Origin of the sequence: Methylobacterium sp. WCS2018Hpa-22 (assembly GCF_031843785.1) — a bacterium.
Lineage (GTDB): Bacteria > Pseudomonadota > Alphaproteobacteria > Rhizobiales > Beijerinckiaceae > Methylobacterium.
Genome location: NZ_JAVTJA010000029.1, coordinates 1 through 20,574, shown reverse-complemented (window position 1 = coordinate 20,574; position 20,574 = coordinate 1). Strand labels below are relative to the sequence as shown.

Annotated in this window: 18 protein-coding genes and 1 tRNA gene; 8 read left to right on the top strand and 11 right to left on the bottom strand. The window is 59.3% G+C overall.

Features of this window, described 5'->3' with window-relative positions:
- From RQI43_RS23940 to RQI43_RS23930, 3 genes are read right to left on the bottom strand one after another with little or no spacing between them, the layout of a single operon-like run.
- The gene (locus RQI43_RS23940; protein ID WP_311276823.1) at window positions 1-552 is read right to left on the bottom strand and encodes an AAA family ATPase; all 552 of its coding nucleotides are present in this window, start codon (window positions 550-552) and stop codon (window positions 1-3) included.
- Window positions 549-899 carry a hypothetical protein gene (locus RQI43_RS23935; RefSeq protein WP_311276822.1) on the bottom strand — a complete coding sequence of 117 codons (351 nt, stop codon included), beginning with the start codon at window positions 897-899 and terminating at the stop codon, window positions 549-551. Before RQI43_RS23935 ends, RQI43_RS23940 begins: the two co-directional genes overlap by 4 nt.
- A 58-nt stretch (window positions 900-957) precedes the next feature.
- Complete coding sequence (locus tag RQI43_RS23930) at window positions 958-2,079, bottom strand: N-acetyltransferase (RefSeq protein ID WP_311276821.1); 1,122 nt, start codon at window positions 2,077-2,079, stop codon at window positions 958-960.
- Between the two features lie 166 nt (window positions 2,080-2,245).
- Here RQI43_RS23930 and RQI43_RS23925 point away from each other — a divergent pair, with 166 nt between their 5' ends.
- A complete protein-coding gene (locus tag RQI43_RS23925; protein ID WP_311276820.1) occupies window positions 2,246-2,965 on the top strand; it encodes a recombinase family protein in 720 nt (239 codons plus the stop codon).
- A gap of 71 nt (window positions 2,966-3,036) precedes the next feature.
- Here the strand turns inward: RQI43_RS23925 and RQI43_RS23920 are convergent, their stop codons facing one another.
- Together RQI43_RS23920 and RQI43_RS23915 are read right to left on the bottom strand one after the other, a co-directional pair.
- Window positions 3,037-3,708: a hypothetical protein gene (locus RQI43_RS23920; RefSeq protein ID WP_311276819.1), complete on the bottom strand. Its 672-nt coding sequence runs from the start codon at window positions 3,706-3,708 to the stop codon at window positions 3,037-3,039.
- A 10-nt stretch (window positions 3,709-3,718) separates the two neighbouring features.
- Complete coding sequence (locus RQI43_RS23915) at window positions 3,719-5,068, bottom strand: hypothetical protein (protein ID WP_311276818.1); 1,350 nt, start codon at window positions 5,066-5,068, stop codon at window positions 3,719-3,721.
- Between the two features lie 114 nt (window positions 5,069-5,182).
- On the opposite strand from RQI43_RS23915, the gene RQI43_RS23910 reads away from it, so the two are divergent.
- On the top strand, window positions 5,183-5,950 hold the full coding sequence (locus RQI43_RS23910; protein ID WP_311276817.1) for a hypothetical protein: 768 nt from the start codon (window positions 5,183-5,185) through the stop codon (window positions 5,948-5,950).
- Between the two features lie 186 nt (window positions 5,951-6,136).
- Here the strand turns inward: RQI43_RS23910 and RQI43_RS23905 are convergent, their stop codons facing one another.
- The 4 genes from RQI43_RS23905 to leuC all read right to left on the bottom strand — a co-directional run bounded on the left by RQI43_RS23905 (window position 6,137) and on the right by leuC (window position 10,610).
- Window positions 6,137-7,078, bottom strand: a complete 942-nt coding sequence (locus RQI43_RS23905) for a hypothetical protein (protein WP_311276816.1) — start codon at window positions 7,076-7,078, stop codon at window positions 6,137-6,139.
- A gap of 218 nt (window positions 7,079-7,296) precedes the next feature.
- Window positions 7,297-8,907 (bottom strand): DUF6538 domain-containing protein, encoded by a 1,611-nt coding sequence (locus tag RQI43_RS23900; RefSeq protein ID WP_311276831.1) that lies wholly within the window; start codon window positions 8,905-8,907, stop codon window positions 7,297-7,299.
- 98 nt (window positions 8,908-9,005) lie between these two features.
- Window positions 9,006-9,090 (bottom strand) — tRNA-Leu (locus RQI43_RS23895).
- A 104-nt stretch (window positions 9,091-9,194) separates the two neighbouring features.
- Complete coding sequence (gene leuC, locus RQI43_RS23890; RefSeq protein ID WP_311276815.1) at window positions 9,195-10,610, bottom strand: 3-isopropylmalate dehydratase large subunit; 1,416 nt, start codon at window positions 10,608-10,610, stop codon at window positions 9,195-9,197.
- Window positions 10,611-10,881: 271 nt separating this feature from the next.
- Between leuC and RQI43_RS23885 the strand changes: the two genes are divergently transcribed.
- The 4 genes from RQI43_RS23885 to RQI43_RS23870 are packed head-to-tail and all read left to right on the top strand — an operon-like array spanning window position 10,882 to window position 13,897.
- Window positions 10,882-11,862: a 2-hydroxyacid dehydrogenase gene (locus RQI43_RS23885; RefSeq protein WP_311276814.1), complete on the top strand. Its 981-nt coding sequence runs from the start codon at window positions 10,882-10,884 to the stop codon at window positions 11,860-11,862.
- Entirely contained in the window at window positions 11,859-12,887 is a 1,029-nt protein-coding gene (locus tag RQI43_RS23880) for an AprI/Inh family metalloprotease inhibitor (RefSeq protein ID WP_311276813.1), read from the top strand. The genes RQI43_RS23885 and RQI43_RS23880 overlap by 4 nt, the downstream gene beginning before the upstream one ends.
- A gap of 28 nt (window positions 12,888-12,915) precedes the next feature.
- Complete coding sequence (locus tag RQI43_RS23875; RefSeq protein WP_311276812.1) at window positions 12,916-13,665, top strand: rhodanese-like domain-containing protein; 750 nt, start codon at window positions 12,916-12,918, stop codon at window positions 13,663-13,665.
- 13 nt (window positions 13,666-13,678) lie between these two features.
- Complete coding sequence (locus RQI43_RS23870) at window positions 13,679-13,897, top strand: SlyX family protein (protein WP_018045441.1); 219 nt, start codon at window positions 13,679-13,681, stop codon at window positions 13,895-13,897.
- A gap of 408 nt (window positions 13,898-14,305) precedes the next feature.
- On the opposite strand, the gene RQI43_RS23865 is transcribed toward RQI43_RS23870, so the two are convergent.
- Both RQI43_RS23865 and RQI43_RS23860 read right to left on the bottom strand, forming a co-directional pair.
- Window positions 14,306-16,552, bottom strand: coding sequence for a calcium-binding protein (locus RQI43_RS23865; RefSeq protein ID WP_311276811.1), 2,247 nt, complete (start codon window positions 16,550-16,552; stop codon window positions 14,306-14,308).
- 281 nt (window positions 16,553-16,833) lie between these two features.
- Window positions 16,834-18,264 (bottom strand): TAXI family TRAP transporter solute-binding subunit, encoded by a 1,431-nt coding sequence (locus RQI43_RS23860; protein ID WP_311276810.1) that lies wholly within the window; start codon window positions 18,262-18,264, stop codon window positions 16,834-16,836.
- Between the two features lie 89 nt (window positions 18,265-18,353).
- On the opposite strand from RQI43_RS23860, the gene RQI43_RS23855 reads away from it, so the two are divergent.
- Both RQI43_RS23855 and RQI43_RS23850 read left to right on the top strand, forming a co-directional pair.
- The gene (locus tag RQI43_RS23855) at window positions 18,354-18,977 is read left to right on the top strand and encodes a RecX family transcriptional regulator (RefSeq protein WP_311276809.1); all 624 of its coding nucleotides are present in this window, start codon (window positions 18,354-18,356) and stop codon (window positions 18,975-18,977) included.
- A 307-nt stretch (window positions 18,978-19,284) separates the two neighbouring features.
- Window positions 19,285-20,499 (top strand): putative DNA modification/repair radical SAM protein, encoded by a 1,215-nt coding sequence (locus RQI43_RS23850; protein WP_027171783.1) that lies wholly within the window; start codon window positions 19,285-19,287, stop codon window positions 20,497-20,499.
- Window positions 20,500-20,574: the final 75 nt, after the last annotated feature.

Below are 20,574 nucleotides of genomic sequence, written 5' to 3'. Positions count from 1 at the left end.
TCAGCTTTCGGCGATATTTACCACCGCGTCATCAAAATCCTCAAATTTATCACTCTGAATTAGATTGATCTTTTTATGAAGGGCTCTTGCGTATTTATATGCTATTCCCTTTGCAATTGATTGTTGCTTGCGAAGCTCCGTAGCGGTTCGATATGGTCTCTTTCTATTGTCTGTTAGCCGACGTTGCAACAAGACTTCGGGCGCGGCATGAAGGAAGATAAATCCCTTTGGATTTAAGGACGCTATCGGTTCGATGGGTACGACTACAAGGCCCGTTTCGTTATCAATGATTGTATGAGCATCAATGATCAAGTTATAGCCTTCTCGTCCAGCCATCTTTTGGAATAATGCTTCGCCAAGTAAATTCTGGTTTTTTATTATCGACTCCTTAGGCAACAACCGCAACCGATCGGGACTACAGCCCGTCGCAGCTTGTAAAAGTTTGCTCGCTGAAAAATGGAGGAATGTTTTATGTTTGGCGACAAACGCCTCACATAAGGTTGTTTTTCCTACACCGGAAATTCCCAGAACTATTACGGTGGAATGTTTCATAAAGACGAAAACATTTCAAATTGATCTGGCTTCAGCCATTCATTGCCGGTGTCATTCTTGATATACATGTAGGACTGCGGAGGCGAAAACTGTTTCGAGATTGTTTTTGGAGCGATAGGAGTCTTGTACGTTCGCACATCGCCAATCTTAATTGCGCAAGCGGTCTCTCGACCGTGAAAATACTCATCATAGTAACGTTTTGAGATACCGGCGGTTTCGGCGGTTTTTTCCCATAAAACTTCGGGATTTTCCTTTAAAATACACAAGATATCAAATTCGCCTACAATCAATCCAACCGGTAAAGTTGAGTAGATTACGCATACATTAACATGCGAGCGCAGGGCCATCCGACGGCGAAACTCGTACCGCTTTGTTCCGTTCAAAATATTGCTTACATGCTCTGGCTTAATTGACAATAAGACGCGCATTCACTTCCCCTAGCTCGACAATGCGCCCGAACTGACCGGCGCTTATTTCAGTTAATACCCAGTAGTAGGGCGATACGCCGATGTCGTCAAGCAACGTATCGCGTATTAACCGTTTGTTGAGCGCAGCATTATACGTCATCTTAACAACAGATAATATTCCCGGACGACGAAATTCGTTTCGAAGTTCTTCCTCGGTATAGACACTTCTAGGTTTACAATATCGCACGAATGCATCTTCGTCGGCGAAATCACGTCGTTTCCGAATTTCTTCTGCAACACAGATTGACGTAACTACCGATCTAAACTTTGCGGGAGGTCTATCCATTGTCCGATAAAAAACAATGGTGTCTCCCTTGGAGATACGATCAAACGAGACGTGGCCAATGTAAACCTTGTGAATTGTATTGGTGTGAGACACATCTCGGACAATCTCACTGTGCTCGTTTCTAAGTATCGAATCCGGCAGAAGCTGCGTGTGCCATTGTGGTTTAATCGCAAGCAGCCAGTGTTTCTTGCCATTGACGTGTACAAAGGGGTAATCCAAGAGCAGATCACCATGTAACTCGGAAAGAATTCTAACCAAAACGAGCTCTGTACCGTTTTTCGTGACCTTCGTACCCCATTCGATAAATCCGTAGCGTCTAAATAACTTTATGAGGTGGGCATGCGTCTCAAAAACCGTTACATAAATACCATCGGAATCCATTGAAATAGCGGTGTCAAATATCTTTTTAATCACCCGCTCGCCCAGACGTGTTCCTCTACTATCTATCTTAAACGTGCCTACCTTCAGCCAGGACATGCTTGGCAACGGTGGGCTTATGTCTGATATCTCGCCTTTTTCACCCTTCAGATAAACCATTCCACTTAATTCGTCGGCATCATCAACGACCGTGTAAAGCTCCTCCTCTGATTTCTTTGCAAACCAGGCTTCAAAATCCGCCTTATATCCATCCTTGAGACTATCAAAAAAACTATCCGCGATATCGACATCTTTAAATTTGGTGAGTCTCAAACGACGTGTCATTGACATTTGGTCCTTTGTTTTCGCCATTATAATGCAAGACATATCGACGGGTGCCATATGATTGATCGCCATCAACATTTTTTTTGGTTAGCCCGGCACGCATGATCTGCACTCTTCCGCGGACGGCAATCCCTGAAGAGGGCGGGCCGGAAAAGCCCTTTATGCTCAACTGATACAACTCGTTAGACGAACGTTCAAAGAGACGTGACAGTCGACATTCTAGGTGGTATGGTGCCCTATGAATGAGGGTGCCTTCGTCGCCTACTATCGCGTGAGCACCGACCGGCAAGGCAAATCCGGCCTTGGCCTCGACGCACAACGCGAGACGGTTCGCACCTTTCTGAACGGCGGCTCCTGGCACCTCACGGCTGAGTTCGTGGAGGTTGAAAGCGGGCGATCTGAGGCACGACCTGAGTTGGCAAAAGCGCTTGCACGTTGCCGTGTGACCGGTGGTGCCCTGGTGGTGGCAAACGTCTCTCGCCTTACCCGCTCAGTCGCCTTCCTGTCGAAGCTGCTTGAGGCTGGCGTAGAGGTGCGGTTTTGCGACCTTCCAAGGATCGAAGGTCCGACAGGCCGGTTTCTTTTGCAGCAAATGGTTGCCGTGGCCGAGCTCGAAGCCGGGATGATCGGAGACCGCACAAAAAAAGCCCTCGCGGCTGCGAAGGCTCGTGGTCAAAAGCTGGGTAGTCCGCAGAACCTCAAACGGCAGGATGTGGGACGTGCAAACGGCCAGGCCGTTCGTGTACGGGCTGCCGCAAACCGTGCAGCCGATTTGGCTCCAATTATCGCTGAAATCCGAGCTTCAAACGAACGCGCTTCTTTGCGGGAAATTGCGGCTGCACTCGATTCAAAGGGTATCCCTACCGCTCGTGGAGGCACTTGGTCGGCCACGCAGGTCCAGCGCGTTGTAAGTAGGATTTGCGTTCAACAAATAAACCTCGCACTAAGATATAGCTAATCGTCTAGCTCAATTCCCAGCCCATTCTACAATGAGACAGGAATTGAGCTCAGTTTTCTATAAATGAAGTATCAAAAGTCTTGATTTCCTTTCCGAGTATAACCTTTAGATGCTCCAGCTTTAGCGTTGTCACTTGCCCCCGATGGTAAAACGGCACCTGGGGTATTTTTTACATCATCCGTCGGGGCCAACATTTCCCGGGTTGCCTTCGACGCAGCTATTGTTTTTTCACTCAGCCCGACGACGACCCAGGCCTCCTTTTCTTTCTCATCATAACCCTGCTCAAGAACAACAACTCCTTGCAGAGTACCCGAAGAGAAGGAGCTGCTAAATTGCTTCACACTCTCGACAACAGCACGCTCATCGATCTTTAGATTTGATTTTTGCTCTCCATTTGAAGTTTGTGTTGTTTTTGACAGTGTCGCTTCTAATTCGGATACTGCTCTGCCGCTTGCAACATCCTGTCGCATAAATCTGACGATTTCTCCTTTTGCTTTTTCTTCAGCTATTATTGAAGCTGTCTTTATACCCCTCTTGTCGTCGAAAGTTACCGGGTGTGATTCTTTAGAGTAGATTCTTTTGATTGTGCCATCTGGTCGAAAATCCAGTGTAACTCCATCAGCTCCCGCTTTCCACGACGTGGTTCCGTCTGGAACAGACTCTATCGTTTGCGCTATAACTTGATTAGTACAGAGCAAGAAGACAACAATTCCGATTCGAGACAAGGCATAAGCTCCAGACATAACTTTTTTCCTATTGCTTCAGCTGAGTTTTGAACGCAGCCCGAACTTTTGCTATTTTCGGTATATCTTCGTTTGAGACTGGCAAGGCTACTTCGAAATCGATCTTAGTGCCTCTTTTCGGAATAAAGAATATGCTATGCTGGCTTCTTGCAGACGAACCTCTGTGGAAGTCATAAAATACATCTGATTTTCCAGAACAGAAGTCGATTTTGAACGTGTCACTATATGGCGTATAAATATTTTGATCGGCTCTCTCGATTTTAGGAAACCCAGAAGGCGCATAGCGGTCGGAGAAGTTTATGAATTGCCCATCGATTCTGTCGTTGTCTTGATCAAGCAACTCAATACTTAAGACTTTTTTATTGAAGTGGCTTACTTGAGTGCAGGAGCCTTCATCCTCGCACCGCCCCTCGTATGGATTCTTCTTATTTTCAGGGAAGTTAGCATGAAAGCAATCTGCCGGTATTTGTGCCGACTTACCGCTTTGGGCGAAGCAAACGGTCGCAGCAGCACTTGAGCGAGAATTTGACTGCCCTCCCTTTTCGGTTGCTCGATCGACCGAATCTGCCAGATCGTACATATTGATCTCTGGCACGTTGCACTTATTTCGATTAAAGCTTTCTCGCTTTGAGGTCACTAACACCTCGAATTTTTTGGCTGCTATAATATCAAACTTTTCGCGCCATTCATCAATTGCGGCCGCGTTAGCCTCCAACTGCACCGGCACCTTAATCCAGGATGTGCCAACAGCAGATTCTTTAGATTCGTCGACGGCTGGCTTCCCTATTTTGACAGAAACAAGCTTATCTAAACGTGCCAACATATCCGCATACAACGTAACAGCGTCCGCCTTTTTCTGTGATAGACTTTCTGCCTTGCTTGCTGCAGATATAGAGTCGAATCCAATAACAGGCACAACGCTATCTGATAGAACTTTTAGTAACGGCTTTACTTTTACATCAACTTTCGCTGTGACTACGATATTATTCCCGATTTGCTCGGTGCTTATAATAGTGACGCTCTCTACGTGTGCGTTTGTATATGAAAGCACTTTTTCCTTAACAACATCATCGATTGACGACTGGGCAACCTTAAGCTCGACTTGCCTTCGATGGTCGACAAACACCCCGGCCACTTGTTGAATAGCTAACCGCACAGCTTCTTGCCTTGCCTGCTCTGCAGTTTCACCTGAAGCTACCACCTGAACAGACCTGACATCCGCAGAGCTCGATGCCCCTACGGCTGCTCCCGCGGGACGCATGGGGGCAATGCTTGTCTCTCCCTCCGCACCAATCGCAATGGTGGGCGCCATAAGCGACAAAATGGCAATTCGCGCTTTCAGTGCTTTCGCTCGCAACATCGGTCCTGGCTGCTTCAAAGAAGTCGAATGAGCATGAATCCTATGTAGGGGGGGGCTGTATCAGGCAAGCCTGTTTTCCGATTTGTACCGCGTTCTTTGTTCGGTTCTCCGAGAATGAGCGGATCGGGCGATCCCAGTGAAACGGCTGCTTCCGTTTCTTTCACCCAAAATCAGGAGTTCAATTCCATGTCACCGACCGGAAACGGGCGGCGCCTTGTCGTGCGCGTCACCCATGAGGCTTTCGTCGATATGCTGATGGCCACAGCCGAGGCAGCCCTGGTGCCGCCCCTTATGACGCCAACCAGCGCACACCACCTCAGTGCCTATCTACAGGCGCGTGAAGCCAATGAGGAAGGGCCGGAGATGGAACCGCCGTGCCTCACGTACTCGTATACTGGGCTCGAGGTCGGGGGCGTCATGTTCGGGCGGCGATTTCGCGACAAGAACGAAACCACGCTTCTTATGCAGCGCATGGTGCCTGTGAGCGCCGTGAACCGCACCGCCGATTGGATTGAACGAAGCCCTATGTCAGCGCAGGTGATGGCCGCCATTGCAAAGAAAGCCCGAGCCCCATGGAAGAGGCTCGGGGATTTCCATTCCCATCCGCTCCTGGCCTCTTCACGAAAGGATATCGAGCAACTTCGGCTTTACGGGCCTTCGTATTCTGATCGGCTTTCGATGGACCAGCCGGGAGCGGATGGCATCGGGTTGATTATGAGTGCCACTTTTGCAAAAGGCCGAACCACCGATTGGTCCGCCTCACGCGCAAGAACCACCTACCGAACACGCATTGCTGATCTGGATGTATGGCTATGCGCCTATCAGGCACGAAAAGTTCCAGGTGCCAAACGGCTGAGACTCGTTGTCGATCATCATGGATAATCGACCCAGGCAGAGGCGCATTTGGATTGCTGCATCCGCCGCAGTCACTGGAAGTAGCTGTTTCTATCCGTAGTCTGCGAATGCGTCCGCGGAAATCTTACTCTAATCTACGGATGGAGGATAGGCTTAGTTATTTGGCCGAAATCGGATTTGCCTGTTTCTTGTCAGCTATCTGGCTTTAGGCCTTCACCAGCTGGTGTCGAAACGGAAAGCGTCCGTATACGATATGAAATTAGTCGCCCTCGCGTTGGTTTTTCGGACATGCAGTCGCGCAGACAAAACAATGCTTTTTTGAACCCGCTTTGCGCCTATGAGCACCAAACGATCTTTCAATTTGTTTCTTGCTAAAAAGGACGCCAATTCGGCTTGATGCCGGCCATGCATACGCTGCTTTTTCCGTTTAGCTTTCGGCTTCGACTCGCTACGCGGAGGAACATAAACGCTATTGAACCTCGCTTTTACGCAATAGGAGATTGGCCTTAAAATTTCAAAGCCATCACTTTTAAGCGGCGCAATATGTACTGGCCTATCGACAAGCGTACTTGAAGGTAAATTGGTACTAAAAGCCGTTCTAAGCAGACTTTGCTGTTTTGACGATATGCGAACCAACAAATGGCAATGGGGCACCCAATGATATAATGGGGTGAACTCAACTGTTTTTCTGATTTCCATGCAATAATCAATGGCGCCGCAGATTACTATATCTTTTATCCCGTGGCTCCTCAGAGCTCTACGCAAATCCTCAATTAAATTCTGCGGCTTGAATTCGGCCAGCGAGCCCTCTGGGTGGCAATGCCGTTCAGGGATTAGAGTTACCCATAGCCATTCCCTAGGCACGGCGGAAATCAACGGCGCTACTTGATCGCAAAACCAAATTCTGAGACGTCGCATACACATTGGGCAGGACTGGAGACGGCACCTATGATTTCGTCGACATCGGGACAATCTGGTAATTAAATCTGAATCTAATGGTTGATACTTTTTTAGAAATTTTAAAAGCGATTTATGACGCTTTTCTGCTTCTTCTTTTCCTTCAAAACCTGTGAGGTGCTTCCGAACGTCATGTTCGTTTCTTGGCTTGTAATTAAAGATTTGCGGTATGGCTCGTATGCAGGGTGATTTGGCCATGTTCACATCCTTCTTACAAGGGATGTTTACCAGTTTTTAAATTAAGGTCGTTTGGGTCGGAAACCACACGTCTTTTGGGGCATGACGCGTCATACGCATAGGATTGAGCGATCATGGCCTCTAATCGGGACATTGGATGACTAAGGTATGGATTATTGGGTACACTAGACGGATGTCATCCTTTTGCAAGATTTTGCTGTTTCTTTTGATTAAATTGGTCAGATATCAAAGGATGGCAATTTCCAGATGGCTGTTGCAATTACTTTTCTGGAAATATCACCGTATCTATCGGCAACTGAGCGTGGCGCGTGTCCTTGAATGGCATCAAGTATCCGCATCTCGATCCCCGCATCGAGCCCTATAGTCTTAAAACGGTGCCGCCAGCCATGGTTCGGCATAACGTTGGGGTCGGAGACGGTTAGCCGGGCGAATTCAGCGAGACGATTCTTTAGCCCTTGCAGCGGCCCAAGGACATCACCATTTTTTGCTCTCTGCAGGAAGAGATGGCCTTCGGAGGATTGACCGCAAAATTCGGGAAAACCTAACGCGACCAGTTGCGGGTGTAATACGACCTCGCGTGCCTCATCTGTCTTTTGAGTGCCTGCCTCTGGAGTGATCCGAATTAACCAGTAATCGCCCTCAAGGCGAACGTCTTCTCGTCTCAGCTGGGCAATTTCACCGACGCGCGCGCCAGTGAACGCGCAGAGCCACGGAACCCATCTCTTCGCTGCTGCCGTTAGGTTACTTTCTCGAGCATTCTCATAAAGAAGCGCAGCTTTCAAAAGGGCGATGGCTTCTAAATCAGTAAAACCCTTTGAACGAAGCTTAATCGGCTTTCGAGCCTTAATAGTCACGTCAGCAGCCGGATTGCTTTCCAGTTTTCGGTTGACTACACCCCACCGAAACACCGCTTTCAACGCAGCAAGATCGCTATCTTTGACTGTTTTTATAGATGGCAATTTTCCGGTCTTTGGCGATGGAGTTTCGAGTCTATAGTTTTTGAAAGCGATTATGTCATTTGGTCTAATTCTGGGCGCATCATCAAAACCGATGTATTTGATAAAATTATCGATTGTATGCTTATAGCTGGCATAGGTACTTTTCTTGATTCCACGACGAGAGGCTTCCGACCACCATTCATCAAAAAGTACACTAAGTCTTTTGTCTGTTTTACTATTGCTATTAGGTTCGGGGGTTTTTGTTTGGAAAATTTCAATCGGTGCAATTTTTGTAGCGCTGACTAAGAAATCAGCAATCCTCGGCTCCAATTTCCGAGGCAGATCATATCCTTTGGATAATTTATCGAGCACTCGATCCGCGCGATGATAAGCATCGCCAACGGCCTTCGCGAAGAGCCAATAAGTTTGATTATCAAAATTCAGTTTTTTCTCTTCGATTAATCTATCCGTCTCAGACATGCTAATTGAATACATATGCACTATGCATGCCATGTCTTCGTCTTCATACCACTTTGTGTGCTCGAGGACATCTCGATCTAATCGTGTAATCCATACTCTATCGTACAAGTCCCCGAACCAGACATGCCGCAGGCTGGGATTTTCGATTGAACGAGCGACCAAATAGTCGTGAACCGGCCTAGCCAACTCGTGCGTTTCACGTTCTGTCAGCGTCAAAGGGCCGCTGCGATGACTCTGCCACTCAGCGTCAAGTTCGGCCAATGCCCGCACCATAAGCCGCTTGGCCTCGGATGGGTCTTTCGTCTTCAGGCTTCGCCTGATTGTCGGACTGCCTACGTGATCCAGTAGGTCCTTCGGCACTCTGCGCCGGAGATAGTACGTTCCATGACGATCTTTAACGGGACTGGGCATCTTAAGGGCCATGTGTACCACCCGTGTGAACCACGCGGGTAGCCCTAAGTGCTTGAATTCACCGTTCTCTTTTGCGGATCAGCGGCTTAGCCAACTGATGGTGCCCAGGAAAGGACTCGAACCTTCACCTCTTGCAAGACTGGTACCTGAAACCAGCGCGTCTACCAATTCCGCCACCTGGGCCGGTCGGCAGATGTTTGCCGACGCGGAGGTTCGTTTAGGCGGACGGGCCGGCCGCGTCAATCGCGATTCCGGCCCGTTTCGCGGATTCCGCCTAAGCTGGGCGCTCAGGCCTCGCCGCGCCACTCGCGGATGTCCACGAAGCGGCCGGCCACGGCGGCTGCGGCGGCCATGGCGGGGGAGACGAGGTGGGTGCGCCCGCGATGGCCCTGGCGGCCCTCGAAATTGCGGTTCGAGGTGGAGGCGCAGCGCTCGTTGGGGCTGAGGCGGTCGGCATTCATGCCGAGGCACATGGAGCAGCCCGGCTCGCGCCAATCGAACCCGGCCTCCTTGAGGATGAGGTCGATGCCCTCCGCTTCCGCCTGGGCCTTCACCACACCGGAGCCCGGCACCACCATGGCCGAGACCGACGGGTGGACCTTGCGGCCTTCCACCATCTTGGCCACGGCGCGCAGGTCCTCGATGCGGCCGTTGGTGCAGGAGCCGATGAAGACCCGGTCGAGGGTGATGTCGGTGATCTTGGTGCCCGGCGTGAGGCCCATATAGTCGAGGGCCTTGGCCTTCGACTGGCGCTTGTTCTCGTCGGCGATGGCGGCCGGGTCGGGCACGAGACCGGAAATCGAGACCACGTCCTCGGGGCTGGTGCCCCAGCTCACCAGGGGCGGCAGGCTCGCCGCGTCGAGGCGGACCTCGCGGTCGAAGAAGGCGCCCTCGTCGGTGGCGAGGCTGTCCCAATAGGCGCGGGCCCGCTCGAACGCCTCGCCCTTGGGGGCCTTGGGGCGGTCCTTGACGTAGTCGTAGGTGATGGCGTCCGGCGCCACCAGGCCGGCGCGGGCGCCGCCCTCGATCGACATGTTGCAGATCGTCATGCGTCCCTCCATCGAGAGGGCACGGATCGCCTCGCCGGCATATTCGATGACGTAGCCGGTGCCGCCGGCGGTGCCGATCTCGCCGATGATGGCGAGGATGATGTCCTTGGCGGTGACGCCCGGCGGCAGGGTGCCGTCCACGGTCACGCGCATGTTCTTGGCCTTGCGCTGCAGCAGCGTCTGGGTGGCGAGCACGTGCTCCACCTCCGAGGTGCCGATGCCATGCGCCAGCGCGCCGAACGCGCCGTGGGTCGAGGTGTGGCTGTCACCGCAGACGATGGTCTGGCCCGGCAGGGTGAAGCCCTGTTCGGGGCCGATGACGTGGACGATGCCCTGGCGGCGGTCGAGGGCATCGTAGAACTCGATGCCGAAATCGCGCACGTTCTCGGCCAGCGTCTCCAGCTGGAGGCGGCTCTCCGGATCCTCGATGCCGAAGCGGCGGTCCGAGGTCTGGACGTTGTGGTCCACCACGGCCAGGGTCTTCTCCGGGTGGCGCACGCGCCGTCCGGCCACGCGCAGCCCCTCGAAGGCCTGTGGGCTCGTCACCTCGTGGACGAGGTGGCGGTCGATGTAGAGGAGGCTGGTGCCGTCCGGCTCGACATCGACCACGTGGTCGTCCCAGATCTTGTCGTAGAGGGTGCGCGGGGCAGTCATGGCGTGGCTGTTTCGGTTTTCGTCGTTGATCGGATCGCGGGCGGATATGTGACTCTCGCCCTCTTTAGTAATGTTCGAAAGGCCCGCTTGGAAGTAGGCCGGCGCACACGGCGCATCGCGGTCATGACTGCCGCCCGCGCGCCGCATGGCGACCTTGGCCGATGCGGACCCGCCGCGACGGCTGGACCCTGCCCGGACGGCGGATTACAGCCGTATCGTTTAATGGCCACGCCTCTCTTGGCCACTTCCGGGGACGGATGACGAGCGCGACATGCAGCCTGCCGACCTGTTGCTCCTGAAGCCGATGCAGCCCAGCGTGATGGAGGCGCTGGCGGGCGCCTTCACCCTCCACCGCGCCGACACCGCGCCCGATCCCGACGCGTTCTATCGCGAGATCGGACCGCGCATCCGCGCCATGGCGACCGGGGCGCAGGCCCCCGTGGACCGCGCCCTCATCGAGAAACTGCCCCAACTCGAAATCGTGGCGAGTTTCGGCGTCGGCTACGATACGATCGACGTCGGCGCCGCGGCGGAGCGGGGTGTGGTGGTCACGAACACGCCCGACGTGCTCTCCGACGAGGTGGCCGACCTCGCCCTCGGGCTGCTCCTGGCGACCGTGCGCGAGATCCCGCAGGCGGACCGCTACCTGCGCGCCGGGCACTGGCCGACACGGACCTACCCCCTCACCGCGACCCTGCGCGGCCGGCATGTGGGCATCCTCGGCCTCGGCCGGATCGGGCGGGCCATCGCGCGCCGCCTCGAAGGGTTCGGCGTGGCCCTCTCCTATCACGGCCGCCGCCGGCAGGACGACGTGGCCTATGCCTTCCACCCGACCCTGCTGGAAATGGCGCGGGCCGTGGACGTCCTCATGATCGTGGCGCCCGGCGGCCCGGAGACGAACGGGATCGTCAATGCCGAGATCCTGCAGGCACTCGGCCCCGACGGGATCGTCGTCAACGTCGCCCGCGGCAGCCTCATCGACGAGCCGGCGCTGATCGAAGCCCTGCGATCGGGCGCGATCCACGGCGCGGGGCTCGATGTCTTCGCCGCCGAGCCCGAGGTGCCGGAGGCCTTTTTCGGCCTGGAACGCGTCGTCCTGCTGCCGCATGTGGGCTCCGGCTCCGTCCAGACCCGCGAGGTCATGGGCCAACTCGTGGTCGATAACCTGCTCTCCTGGTTCGCCGGCAAGGGCCCGCTGACGCCGGTGCCGGAAACGCCGACGAACGCGCCCAGCACCGGAGCGGCCCGATGATCCGTCTCGCACGCTCCCTCGCCGGCCTTCTCGCCAGTCTGCTGACGGCAGCGGCCCTGGCCGGTCCGGCGCAGGCCCAGACTATGACCCAGAATGGGGGCCAGGGGATGGTTCAGGGCGCTCCCCAGGCGCCCTCGACACCGACCACGCCCTCGACACCGACCGCGCCCCCGGCCGTGACGCCCGCCCCGACACCGGCGGAGCCCCCCGCCGCCCCAGGCCTCTCGGAGACGCCAGCCGCGGTGAGCCCACCCTCCGGCTTCGTGGAGACCCTGCCGCCCACCATCGAAGGCGTTCCGGGCACCTGGGACCTGTCGCGGGACGGCAGCACGCGGCGCTGCGTCATGACCCTCGCGTCGCAGAGCTTCGAGAGCGGGCGGCGCCTGTCGTTTCCCGCCGGGTGCCGCCGTGCCCTGCCGATCCTGAACGAGGTCGCCGCCTGGTTGTTCGTGGACGGCGTCGTCCGCCTCGTGGACAAGAACGTCCGGCCGGTCCTGATCTTCAAGGCGCGGGACGACCGGCGCAGCCTCATGGCCAAGACCGAGGGAGGCGAGGTCTACAGCCTCGTTCCTCTCCAGATCGTGGCGATGGCGCCCCCTCCCGCGCCGGCGCCGGATGGCGGCTCCGGGTACAAGCTCGAGCGGGACGATCCGACTGCGGCAGGCGGCCAGAGTACCGGGGCGCAGACGAGCGCAGCGACGCCTGCCGGCCCGCGGCCGACGGCCGGCATCTACGCCCTCGACCGCTACCGCGAGCAGGACGTCTGCCGCCTCGAACTGAAACCCGCGGAGGGAGGCGGGACCGCCACGGTCCGCCTGCTCGAGGGCTGCCGCGACAGCGGGCTGACGACCTTCGATCCGGCCGCATGGCTGGCGGCTCCCGGCCGGCTCACCCTGGTGGCACGGCGCGGCCATGTGGTGGGGCTGGTGCCGGCGGGGGAGAACCATTGGCGGCGCGAGCCCGAGGTCGGCACCACCTTCATCCTGCGCCGGATCGAGAGCGCCCCGCCGAGCGGTTCCCCCTGACGACCACGCCTGATAGACCCTGCCGCCGATGCCTTACACCGTCGCCGCCCTCTACCGCTTCGTTCCCCTGCCCGACGCCGCAGACCTGCGTGACGCGTTGGAGCGGCGCTGCGTGGAACTCGGCATCCTCGGCACGCTCCTCCTGGCGCGCGAGGGGATCAACGGCACCATCGCGGGAAGCGCGGCCGGCATGGCCACGCTCCTGTCGGAGCTGCGCGACGGCCCGCTCTTCGGCGAGCGCCTGAGGGATCTCGACGTGAAGCTCTCGCGCGCGGAGGCAGCGCCTTTCGCTCATCTCAAGGTGCGGGTGAAGCGGGAGATCGTGACCTTCGACGACGGCGCCACCGATGCGGGCGAGGCCGGGACACCCGTGCCGCCCGAGGCGTGGAACGCGCTGCTCGATACGCCGGGCCTCCTCCTCCTCGACACCCGCAACGCCTTCGAGGTCAATCTCGGCACGTTCGAAGGCGCCACCGACCCGCATCTGTCGCGGTTCTCGGATTTCCGGGCCTATGTCGACGGCCTCGACCCCGCCGAGCATCCGGCGGTGGCGATGTTCTGCACCGGCGGCATCCGCTGCGAGAAGGCCGGGGCCTATATGCGCGCCAAGGGGTTCGGCACGGTCCACCATCTCGAGGGCGGCATCCTGCGCTATCTCGAGACGATCCCCGAGGCGGAGAGCCGCTGGCGCGGCGACTGCTTCGTCTTCGACCACCGCATCGCGCTCGGACCCGGCCTCGTCGAGCGGCCCGACCACGATCCCGAGACATTGCGATGAGGCGGGGCCAGCCATGACCGACGACGATACGCTCTCCGCCCGCATCGACGCCCTGGAAATGCGGCTGACCGAGCAGGACGTGGTCATCGACGACCTCAACGCGACGATCACCGCGCAATGGCGCCAGATCGATGCCCTGACGCGGCATCTGGCCAAGCTCGTGGAGCAGGTCGAGGAGGCCGGCGCCCGCACCGGCACCGGCGCCCCGGAACCACCCCCGCCGCATTATTGAGAACCAGCCCGGTATTGGCCGCACGGTCCTCGTGGCGGGACTCCATCGTCGGGCACCCGCCCCGAGCGCCCGGATCGGGTGGCAAGCCGCCGGCACCAGTGCCGACAAAGCAGCCTTCGGACATGAGAAGGGGCTGCCTCGACAGCAGCCCCTTCCTTGGATCGAGCTACGGCATTCACACATTTCGCGGGCTGCACAGCTGTGCCCTCCTCCCCGGCGGATCTCGGGCCTGCCCGAAATCCGTCGAGCTTGTGGGAGGAGTTGGAGGTGGGTGTAGTTGGGTGCCCCTCCTGCCGCCGAGGCTGGCGGAGCCACCCCCACTCCTAACCTCTCCCCACAAGGGGGAGAGGGACGCGGTCCGCCCGAAAAAGCGGATGGGTGAATCCGGTAGCCTGGATCGAGAGCGGATCAGACCACGAACGATCCGTTGTCCAGGGTCTGCTGGCCCTGCAGCAGAACGGCGAAGTCCGCCGCTCCATCTCCGTTCGTGTCGCCCTGGATGAGGGTGTTGCCGCCACCGAACTTCGTGCGCAGTTCGCCTGCCTGACCCGAGAAGGCATCCGTTCCGACGAACTGGAAGCCCTGATCTCCTGCCTGTCCGAAGTCCGCATCGATCCCGCTAAGGTCGATGCGATCGCCTTCGGCGAAATCGAAGTCCTTGATGATGTCGCGTCCGGAAACCGCGACGTCACTGTCGGTGATGGCATTGAACACGAAGGTATCGGCACCGTCGCGGCCGTAGAGGAGATCACGGCCATCGTCGCCGTCGATCACGTTGTCGCCCGAGTTGCCGAAGATCTGATTCCGGATCTCGTTTCCGTTGGCAGTCAGATCGTCGGTTCCGGTGAGCACGAGCTTTTCGGTATTGGCGGCCATCGTCTGGCTGACAGACGAGCGGATCGTGTCGAAGCCTTCGAACGACTCCTCGATGACGCGATCGCCCTCGCTGTCGATCACGTACGTGTCGTTCCCGATGCCGCCCAGCATCGTATCGGCTCCGGTACCGCCCAGCAGCGTATCGTCGCCATCACGACCCACGAGGGTATCGTCCCCGCCGCCGCCGCTCAAACGGTTGTCTGCGTCGTTGCCGGTGAGACGATTGTTCAGATCGTTGCCGCTGCCGCTCAGCTCGCCATTCTCTTTTAGGACGAGGTTTTCGACATCAGCGGACAAAGTATAGCTCAGAGAAGAGCGAACCGTGTCGTTACCACCGCCCGCCAGCTCGATGACCTGATCGCCCGTGTCGTCCACGAGGAACATGTCATCACCAACGCCACCGTCCATGACGTCGCCGCCTGCGCCACCGATGAGAAGATCGTTGCCAGCGCCACCGGTGAGACGATCGTTCCCGGCTCCCCCATCCAGCCGGTTGTCGGCGATATTGCCGGTGATGCTGTTGTCCAGCGCGTTACCGGTTCCGTCGACGGCGCCCATCCCGGTGAGGACGAGGTTTTCGATGGTGTCGGGCAGGGTGTAGGTGATGGAGGACAGAACGGTGTCGGTTCCTTCATCGGCGCCTTCGACCACCGTGTCGCCGAGGGAATCGACGATGTAGCTGTCGTTGCCGAGACCGCCGATCATGGTGTCGTTACCGGCACCGCCGACGAGGAAGTCGTTACCGGTGCCGGCCGTGATCGTGTCGTTGCCCTGGCCTGCGTTGTAATAGAAGTCCTGCCCGGCGCGGAAGGGCGGGAAGAACGTCAGCGCGTCGTCACCGTTGGTCCCGAGCACGACGCCCTCGAACGTGTTGCCGCGCTGTGTGCCCGAAACGAGGTCGCGGACGTCGAAGGTGATGCCCTGCGTTCCGGCGACGAAGGTGATGCCCTCATCGTCGTAGCGGGAGATGGGCCCCGTCAGATTGCCGTCGGCATCCTCCGCCTGGACGCGGACCGCGAGCCCGCCATCCTGGTTGGTCAGGCTGCCGGCATCGTTGGTGTTGCCGTTGCCCACCTCGGCCGAGGTGAAGGTCAGGCGCACGTTGCCGGCACCACCGTCGGCGCGATCGAACCGGACGGTGTCGTTGCCGTCGCCGAGATTCACCTGGTCACTGCCGTCGGTGGCGATGCTGACGCCGAAAGTATCGTCGCCGTCGCCGCCGAAGACGGTGTCGATCCCGGAGCCGCCACCGATCGTGTCGTTGCCGCCGCCCGTCGAGATGACGTTGTCGCCGCCGCCGCCATACACGACATCGTCCGCCGATCCGGTGGTGAGCGTGTCGTTTCCGTTTCCACCCGTCAGCTGCGCCCGGACATTGCCGGTATCGACGACATTGTCGCCGGTGTCGGACAGGTTGAAGTTCACCGACTCAAAGCCATAGATCACGGTGCCGTCGGATGCCCTGCCCGTGCCATTCTCATCGAGCGTCAAGCTGATCGGGGTTCCCGAGCCGACGACCGGTCCGTTGAAATTGAAATTCACCGACAGGAAATCATCGCCCTCGCCGCCGACCAGCCGATCGAGCTTGCCGCCGGTCACCGTGTCGTCGCCGGATCCGGCGCGAACTTCATCACGCACAGGATTGATCGAACCTGCGAAAATGTTTGCGGGACGATCGACCGAGTCGATCGTATCGTTACCGCCGCGGCCATTGATGGTGTCTTCGTCTTCGGTGCCGTTCAGGACGTTGTCGCCGTTATCGCCATTGATCGTAGCCATTGCGTCGTCTCCCTTACGCGCTGCCTGAGATGCGTGTGCGGCTCGCAGGCTTGCGGTCGGGCTGGTACGGATGGCTAACCACGAAGGTTTCAGAATTCGAAAATAATATCCGGCGATCCCTGATCTTATCTCTTGTTAAGCGTGGCAGTTTACTCCCACGAAAGAATGAGATGAATTCTACGCGTTGGATGGATTAAAACGAAGATTGCTCACGAACGGCAGCCGCTAGCGCTCGTTCCCCGTGTTCCGCCGGCAGCGGACCAACCACATCGTCACCGCTGCTATTCCGCCGCCGGGCGATCCAGCCTGAGGAGACGCGCGGACCGTGTCCGCAGGGACCGGCGCTCGGGCTCGGGGCCGGTGACGAGGGAGCGGCGGGCATCCGCGATGGCGCCGTGCACGGCATCGATGGCCAGGATCAGGGCGTTCATCGCGCGGGTGTCGACATTGCGCTCGCGGGCATGCTGGACGACGTCGGTGACGAGATCGTCGGTCTCGCGAACGAGGCCGTCGAGCTGCTCCCTCGTGGTCGCCGAGCGGATGTCCCTGAGGATGTCGAGCAGCCGGTCGAGGACCACGTCCACCCGCTCGCGGCGCTGGCGGGCGAGGCGCTGGCCGAGCCAGGCGATGCCGGAGCCGATCGTGCCGCCGAAGAAGGCGAGGAGGTAGACGTAATCCTCGTAGCGTTCGAACAGGGTCTGCTGCTCGCGCTCGAAATAATCGACCGCGCCCGGATGGTTGGGCAGGCGGGCGCTGGTGGCGGCCACCGACGTCTCGAAATCCGGTGCCTTCATCAGGTTGGCGATGGGGGCGTTCGGCGCGAGTTTCGAGCGCCATTCGAACAGGTGCTGGGTCACGGACGCCACCGAGTAGCGGCTCACCGCGCCCCGCGCCATCAGCCGGTAGGAGGCGCCCACCGTCTTCACGTCCTCATCGGGGCGCTTGGGCCGGCCGCCGAACGTACCCGCTGGGATCGTCGCCGATTGCAGTTCCGGCATCCGCTGCACGATCGCGTCGCCATCGGGCACGGAGACGATGGTGATCTTCTTCTCGTGGGAGGCCATCTCCACCGCCCGCACCGTGGAAATCGCGGCCTTCGAGGTCGGGGCCGCGATGACGGCGACGGCGTCCACGGTGCCGGCCTGCAGGGCGGCCGTGACCTCGCCGGGCTTGAGCGGCACGAGGGCGATATGGCTGGCGGCGAGCGTCTGGCCGGGTTCGGGCGCCGGCACGGCCGTGAAATCGTAGAAGGCGAGAAGATTGGTGACGAAGGGCCGGTCGGCGGCGTGGCGCTCGACGATGCCGAGGCGCTTCTTCGCAAGGTCGGGGAAGCTCTCGATCTCGCTCGCTTCCGGCGTGGCGATGAGCAGCGTCTCCTCGTGCAGGAGGGCCAAGGTCAGGCCGTTATCGGGGAGGAACACGTCGGGCCGGACCACGGCGAGATCGGCGCGACCCGCCTGGAGCGCCGCGGCGCTGTCTCGCACGTCGTCATAGGCCCGCACATTCAGGCGCACGTCCTCTCGTGCCCGGCTCAAGGCCTGGGCGTAGATTTCGAGCAATTGCGCCTCGGCCCCGTCGCGAGGACCGACCGCCACCGTGAGAACGGTCGGGCGCGACAGGTAGACCACGGCGGCCGCCAGGACGGCGAAGCCGAGGCCGAGCGCGACCAGGAGCCACTCGCGCTTCAGGAGGAATGCCGGCATGACATGCATGCGTCCTCTCGGGGTAAGACAGGAAACCGGTTCACGGTCGAGACGATGCGCGACATGATCCTGAAACCTGTCCGAAGCGTGATGAACCGATGAACGCTCGAAACGTTGCAGCGGGACGGCCTGGGGCCTCTCGTGAGGCAAAAGCTACGCCCCGCGAGGCAAAAGCTACGCCGCCGGTCACGGCCGCGTATCTGGAGCGCGTCGCCCTGCACTATCTGGAGCGCTACAGCGCCTCCGTGGCGATGCTGCGCCAGACCTTGGAGCGCCGGGTCGCCAAGAGGTGCCGGCTCCGGGACGAAGACCCGGCCGCCTTCGCCGAGACTGTCGCCGCCATCGTGGAGCGTGCCCGTTCCTCCGGCCTCGTGGACGATGCCCGGTTCACCGCCGCGCGGGCCGCGACCCTGCGCCGGCGCGGGACCTCCGCCCGCGGCCTCGCGGCCAAGCTCGCCGCCAAGGGGGTCGACCGGACGCTGATCGCCGAAACCCTGGAGACCGAGCGCGACCGGGGCGAGGAGGAAGGCACCAATGCGGAAGAGGTGGCGGCCCGCGCCTATGCCAAGCGCCGCCGCCTCGGCCCGTTCCGCCGCCCCGACCTCCGTGCCGCCCACCGCGACAAGGATCTCGCCTCGATGGCGCGGGCCGGGTTCTCGTACGGATTGGCGAAGGCGGTCGTCGACGAGGAGGTGAATGCGGAGGACGGGCTCGACGGGTGATGGAAGTATCTCCGTCAGCCGAGCGGTGCTTCCGCCTCTCCCCGCGTGCGGGGAGAGGGCTTCATGCCCCCTCGTCGGGGCATGATGCGAGGCGGCAGCCGAAGGTGAGGGGGCCGAGCCGTACAAGCCTCATCCGGATTCACCCCCTCACCCCCGCTTCGGCTTTCGCCTGCGCTCGCCGCATGGACGACAAGGTCCATGCGGCCCTCTTCCCGCCCGGCGGGGAGAGGGGACAGCACCCTGCGGCATTTCCGACCCGGCCCGACAAAAACTTGAACGAAACACGAACGATGCGCATGTCCCTGTCATGGACGAGACCCTCGCCAAGAAGCTGCGCATCCTGGCCGATGCCGCGAAATACGATGCGTCCTGCTCCTCGTCGGGGGCACCCAAACGGGTGGCGGGCAAGGGCGAACTCGGCTCGACCACCGGGGCCGGCATCTGCCACGCCTATACGCCGGACGGGCGCTGCATCTCGCTCCTGAAGATTTTGCTGACCAATTACTGCCTGTTCGATTGCGCGTATTGCGTGAACCGGCGCTCCTCCAACGTCGCTCGCGCCAAATTCACCGTCGAGGAAGTCGTGACCCTCACGGTGGAGTTCTACAAGCGCAACTATATCGAGGGTCTGTTCCTCTCCTCGGGCATCATCAAGTCGCCCGACCATACGATGGAACTGCTGACGCGGGTGGCCAAGAGCCTGCGGCGCGACCACGGCTTTCGCGGTTACATCCACCTGAAATCGATCCCCGAGGCGAGCCCCTGGCTGGTGGAGGAGGCGGGGCTCTATGCCGACCGGCTCTCGATCAACCTCGAACTCCCCACCGATGCCAGCCTGCACCGGCTGGCGCCGGAGAAGAACGGCCCGGTCATCCAGAACGCGATGAAGCAGATCGGCGCGCGGATCACCGAGGCGAAGGCCGAGAAGCGCCGGTTCTCGCCCGCCGGCCAGTCGACGCAGGTCATCGTCGGCGCGGACACCACCACCGACGAGGCGCTGATCCGCAAGAGCGCCCTTCTCTACGGTTCGTTCAACCTGAAGCGGGTCTATTACTCGGCCTTCAGCCCGATCCCCGACGGCTCCGCCATCCTGCCGCTGAAATCCCCGCCGCTCCAGCGCGAGCACCGGCTCTATCAGGCCGATTGGCTGATCCGGTATTACGATTTCTCCGCTGACGACGTGGCGGATGCCGCCGAGGACGGGATGTTCTCCCTCGACATCGATCCGAAACTGGCCTGGGCCCTGAAGCACCGGGGGCGTTTCCCCGTGGACGTGAACGTCGCCGACCGCGAGATGCTGCTGCGGGTGCCGGGCCTCGGTGCGCGTGCCGTCGACAAGATCGTGAAGGCGCGCCGCCACACACGGCTGCGTCTGGACGACGTCGCCCGTCTCACCTCCGGCCTCAAGCGCGCCCGCCCGTTCCTGATCGCCGCCGATTATCACCCGGGACCCGGCGGGACCGACCGGCTGGACCTGCGCGCCAAGCTCGTCGAGCCGGCGCGGCAGCTGAGCCTGTTCTGATGGACCGCGATGGTGAGCACCACCCTCCCCCCTCTGCGGGGGAGGGTGCCTGCGGAGCAGGCGGGAGAGGGGGCG

Bases quoted from the DNA above. Each gene is read 5' to 3' on its own strand.
- RQI43_RS23940 (WP_311276823.1), bottom strand. From the start codon at position 552: ATGAAACATTCCACCGTAATAGTTCTGGGAATTTCCGGTGTAGGAAAA.
- RQI43_RS23935 (WP_311276822.1), bottom strand. From the start codon at position 899: ATGGCCCTGCGCTCGCATGTTAATGTATGCGTAATCTACTCAACTTTA.
- RQI43_RS23930 (WP_311276821.1), bottom strand. From the start codon at position 2,079: ATGGCGATCAATCATATGGCACCCGTCGATATGTCTTGCATTATAATG.
- RQI43_RS23925 (WP_311276820.1), top strand. From the start codon at position 2,246: ATGAATGAGGGTGCCTTCGTCGCCTACTATCGCGTGAGCACCGACCGG.
- RQI43_RS23920 (WP_311276819.1), bottom strand. From the start codon at position 3,708: ATGTCTGGAGCTTATGCCTTGTCTCGAATCGGAATTGTTGTCTTCTTG.
- RQI43_RS23915 (WP_311276818.1), bottom strand. From the start codon at position 5,068: ATGTTGCGAGCGAAAGCACTGAAAGCGCGAATTGCCATTTTGTCGCTT.
- RQI43_RS23910 (WP_311276817.1), top strand. From the start codon at position 5,183: ATGAGCGGATCGGGCGATCCCAGTGAAACGGCTGCTTCCGTTTCTTTC.
- RQI43_RS23905 (WP_311276816.1), bottom strand. From the start codon at position 7,078: ATGGCCAAATCACCCTGCATACGAGCCATACCGCAAATCTTTAATTAC.
- RQI43_RS23900 (WP_311276831.1), bottom strand. From the start codon at position 8,907: ATGCCCAGTCCCGTTAAAGATCGTCATGGAACGTACTATCTCCGGCGC.
- leuC (WP_311276815.1), bottom strand. From the start codon at position 10,610: ATGACTGCCCCGCGCACCCTCTACGACAAGATCTGGGACGACCACGTG.
- RQI43_RS23885 (WP_311276814.1), top strand. From the start codon at position 10,882: ATGCAGCCTGCCGACCTGTTGCTCCTGAAGCCGATGCAGCCCAGCGTG.
- RQI43_RS23880 (WP_311276813.1), top strand. From the start codon at position 11,859: ATGATCCGTCTCGCACGCTCCCTCGCCGGCCTTCTCGCCAGTCTGCTG.
- RQI43_RS23875 (WP_311276812.1), top strand. From the start codon at position 12,916: ATGCCTTACACCGTCGCCGCCCTCTACCGCTTCGTTCCCCTGCCCGAC.
- RQI43_RS23870 (WP_018045441.1), top strand. From the start codon at position 13,679: ATGACCGACGACGATACGCTCTCCGCCCGCATCGACGCCCTGGAAATG.
- RQI43_RS23865 (WP_311276811.1), bottom strand. From the start codon at position 16,552: ATGGCTACGATCAATGGCGATAACGGCGACAACGTCCTGAACGGCACC.
- RQI43_RS23860 (WP_311276810.1), bottom strand. From the start codon at position 18,264: ATGCATGTCATGCCGGCATTCCTCCTGAAGCGCGAGTGGCTCCTGGTC.
- RQI43_RS23855 (WP_311276809.1), top strand. From the start codon at position 18,354: ATGAACGCTCGAAACGTTGCAGCGGGACGGCCTGGGGCCTCTCGTGAG.
- RQI43_RS23850 (WP_027171783.1), top strand. From the start codon at position 19,285: ATGGACGAGACCCTCGCCAAGAAGCTGCGCATCCTGGCCGATGCCGCG.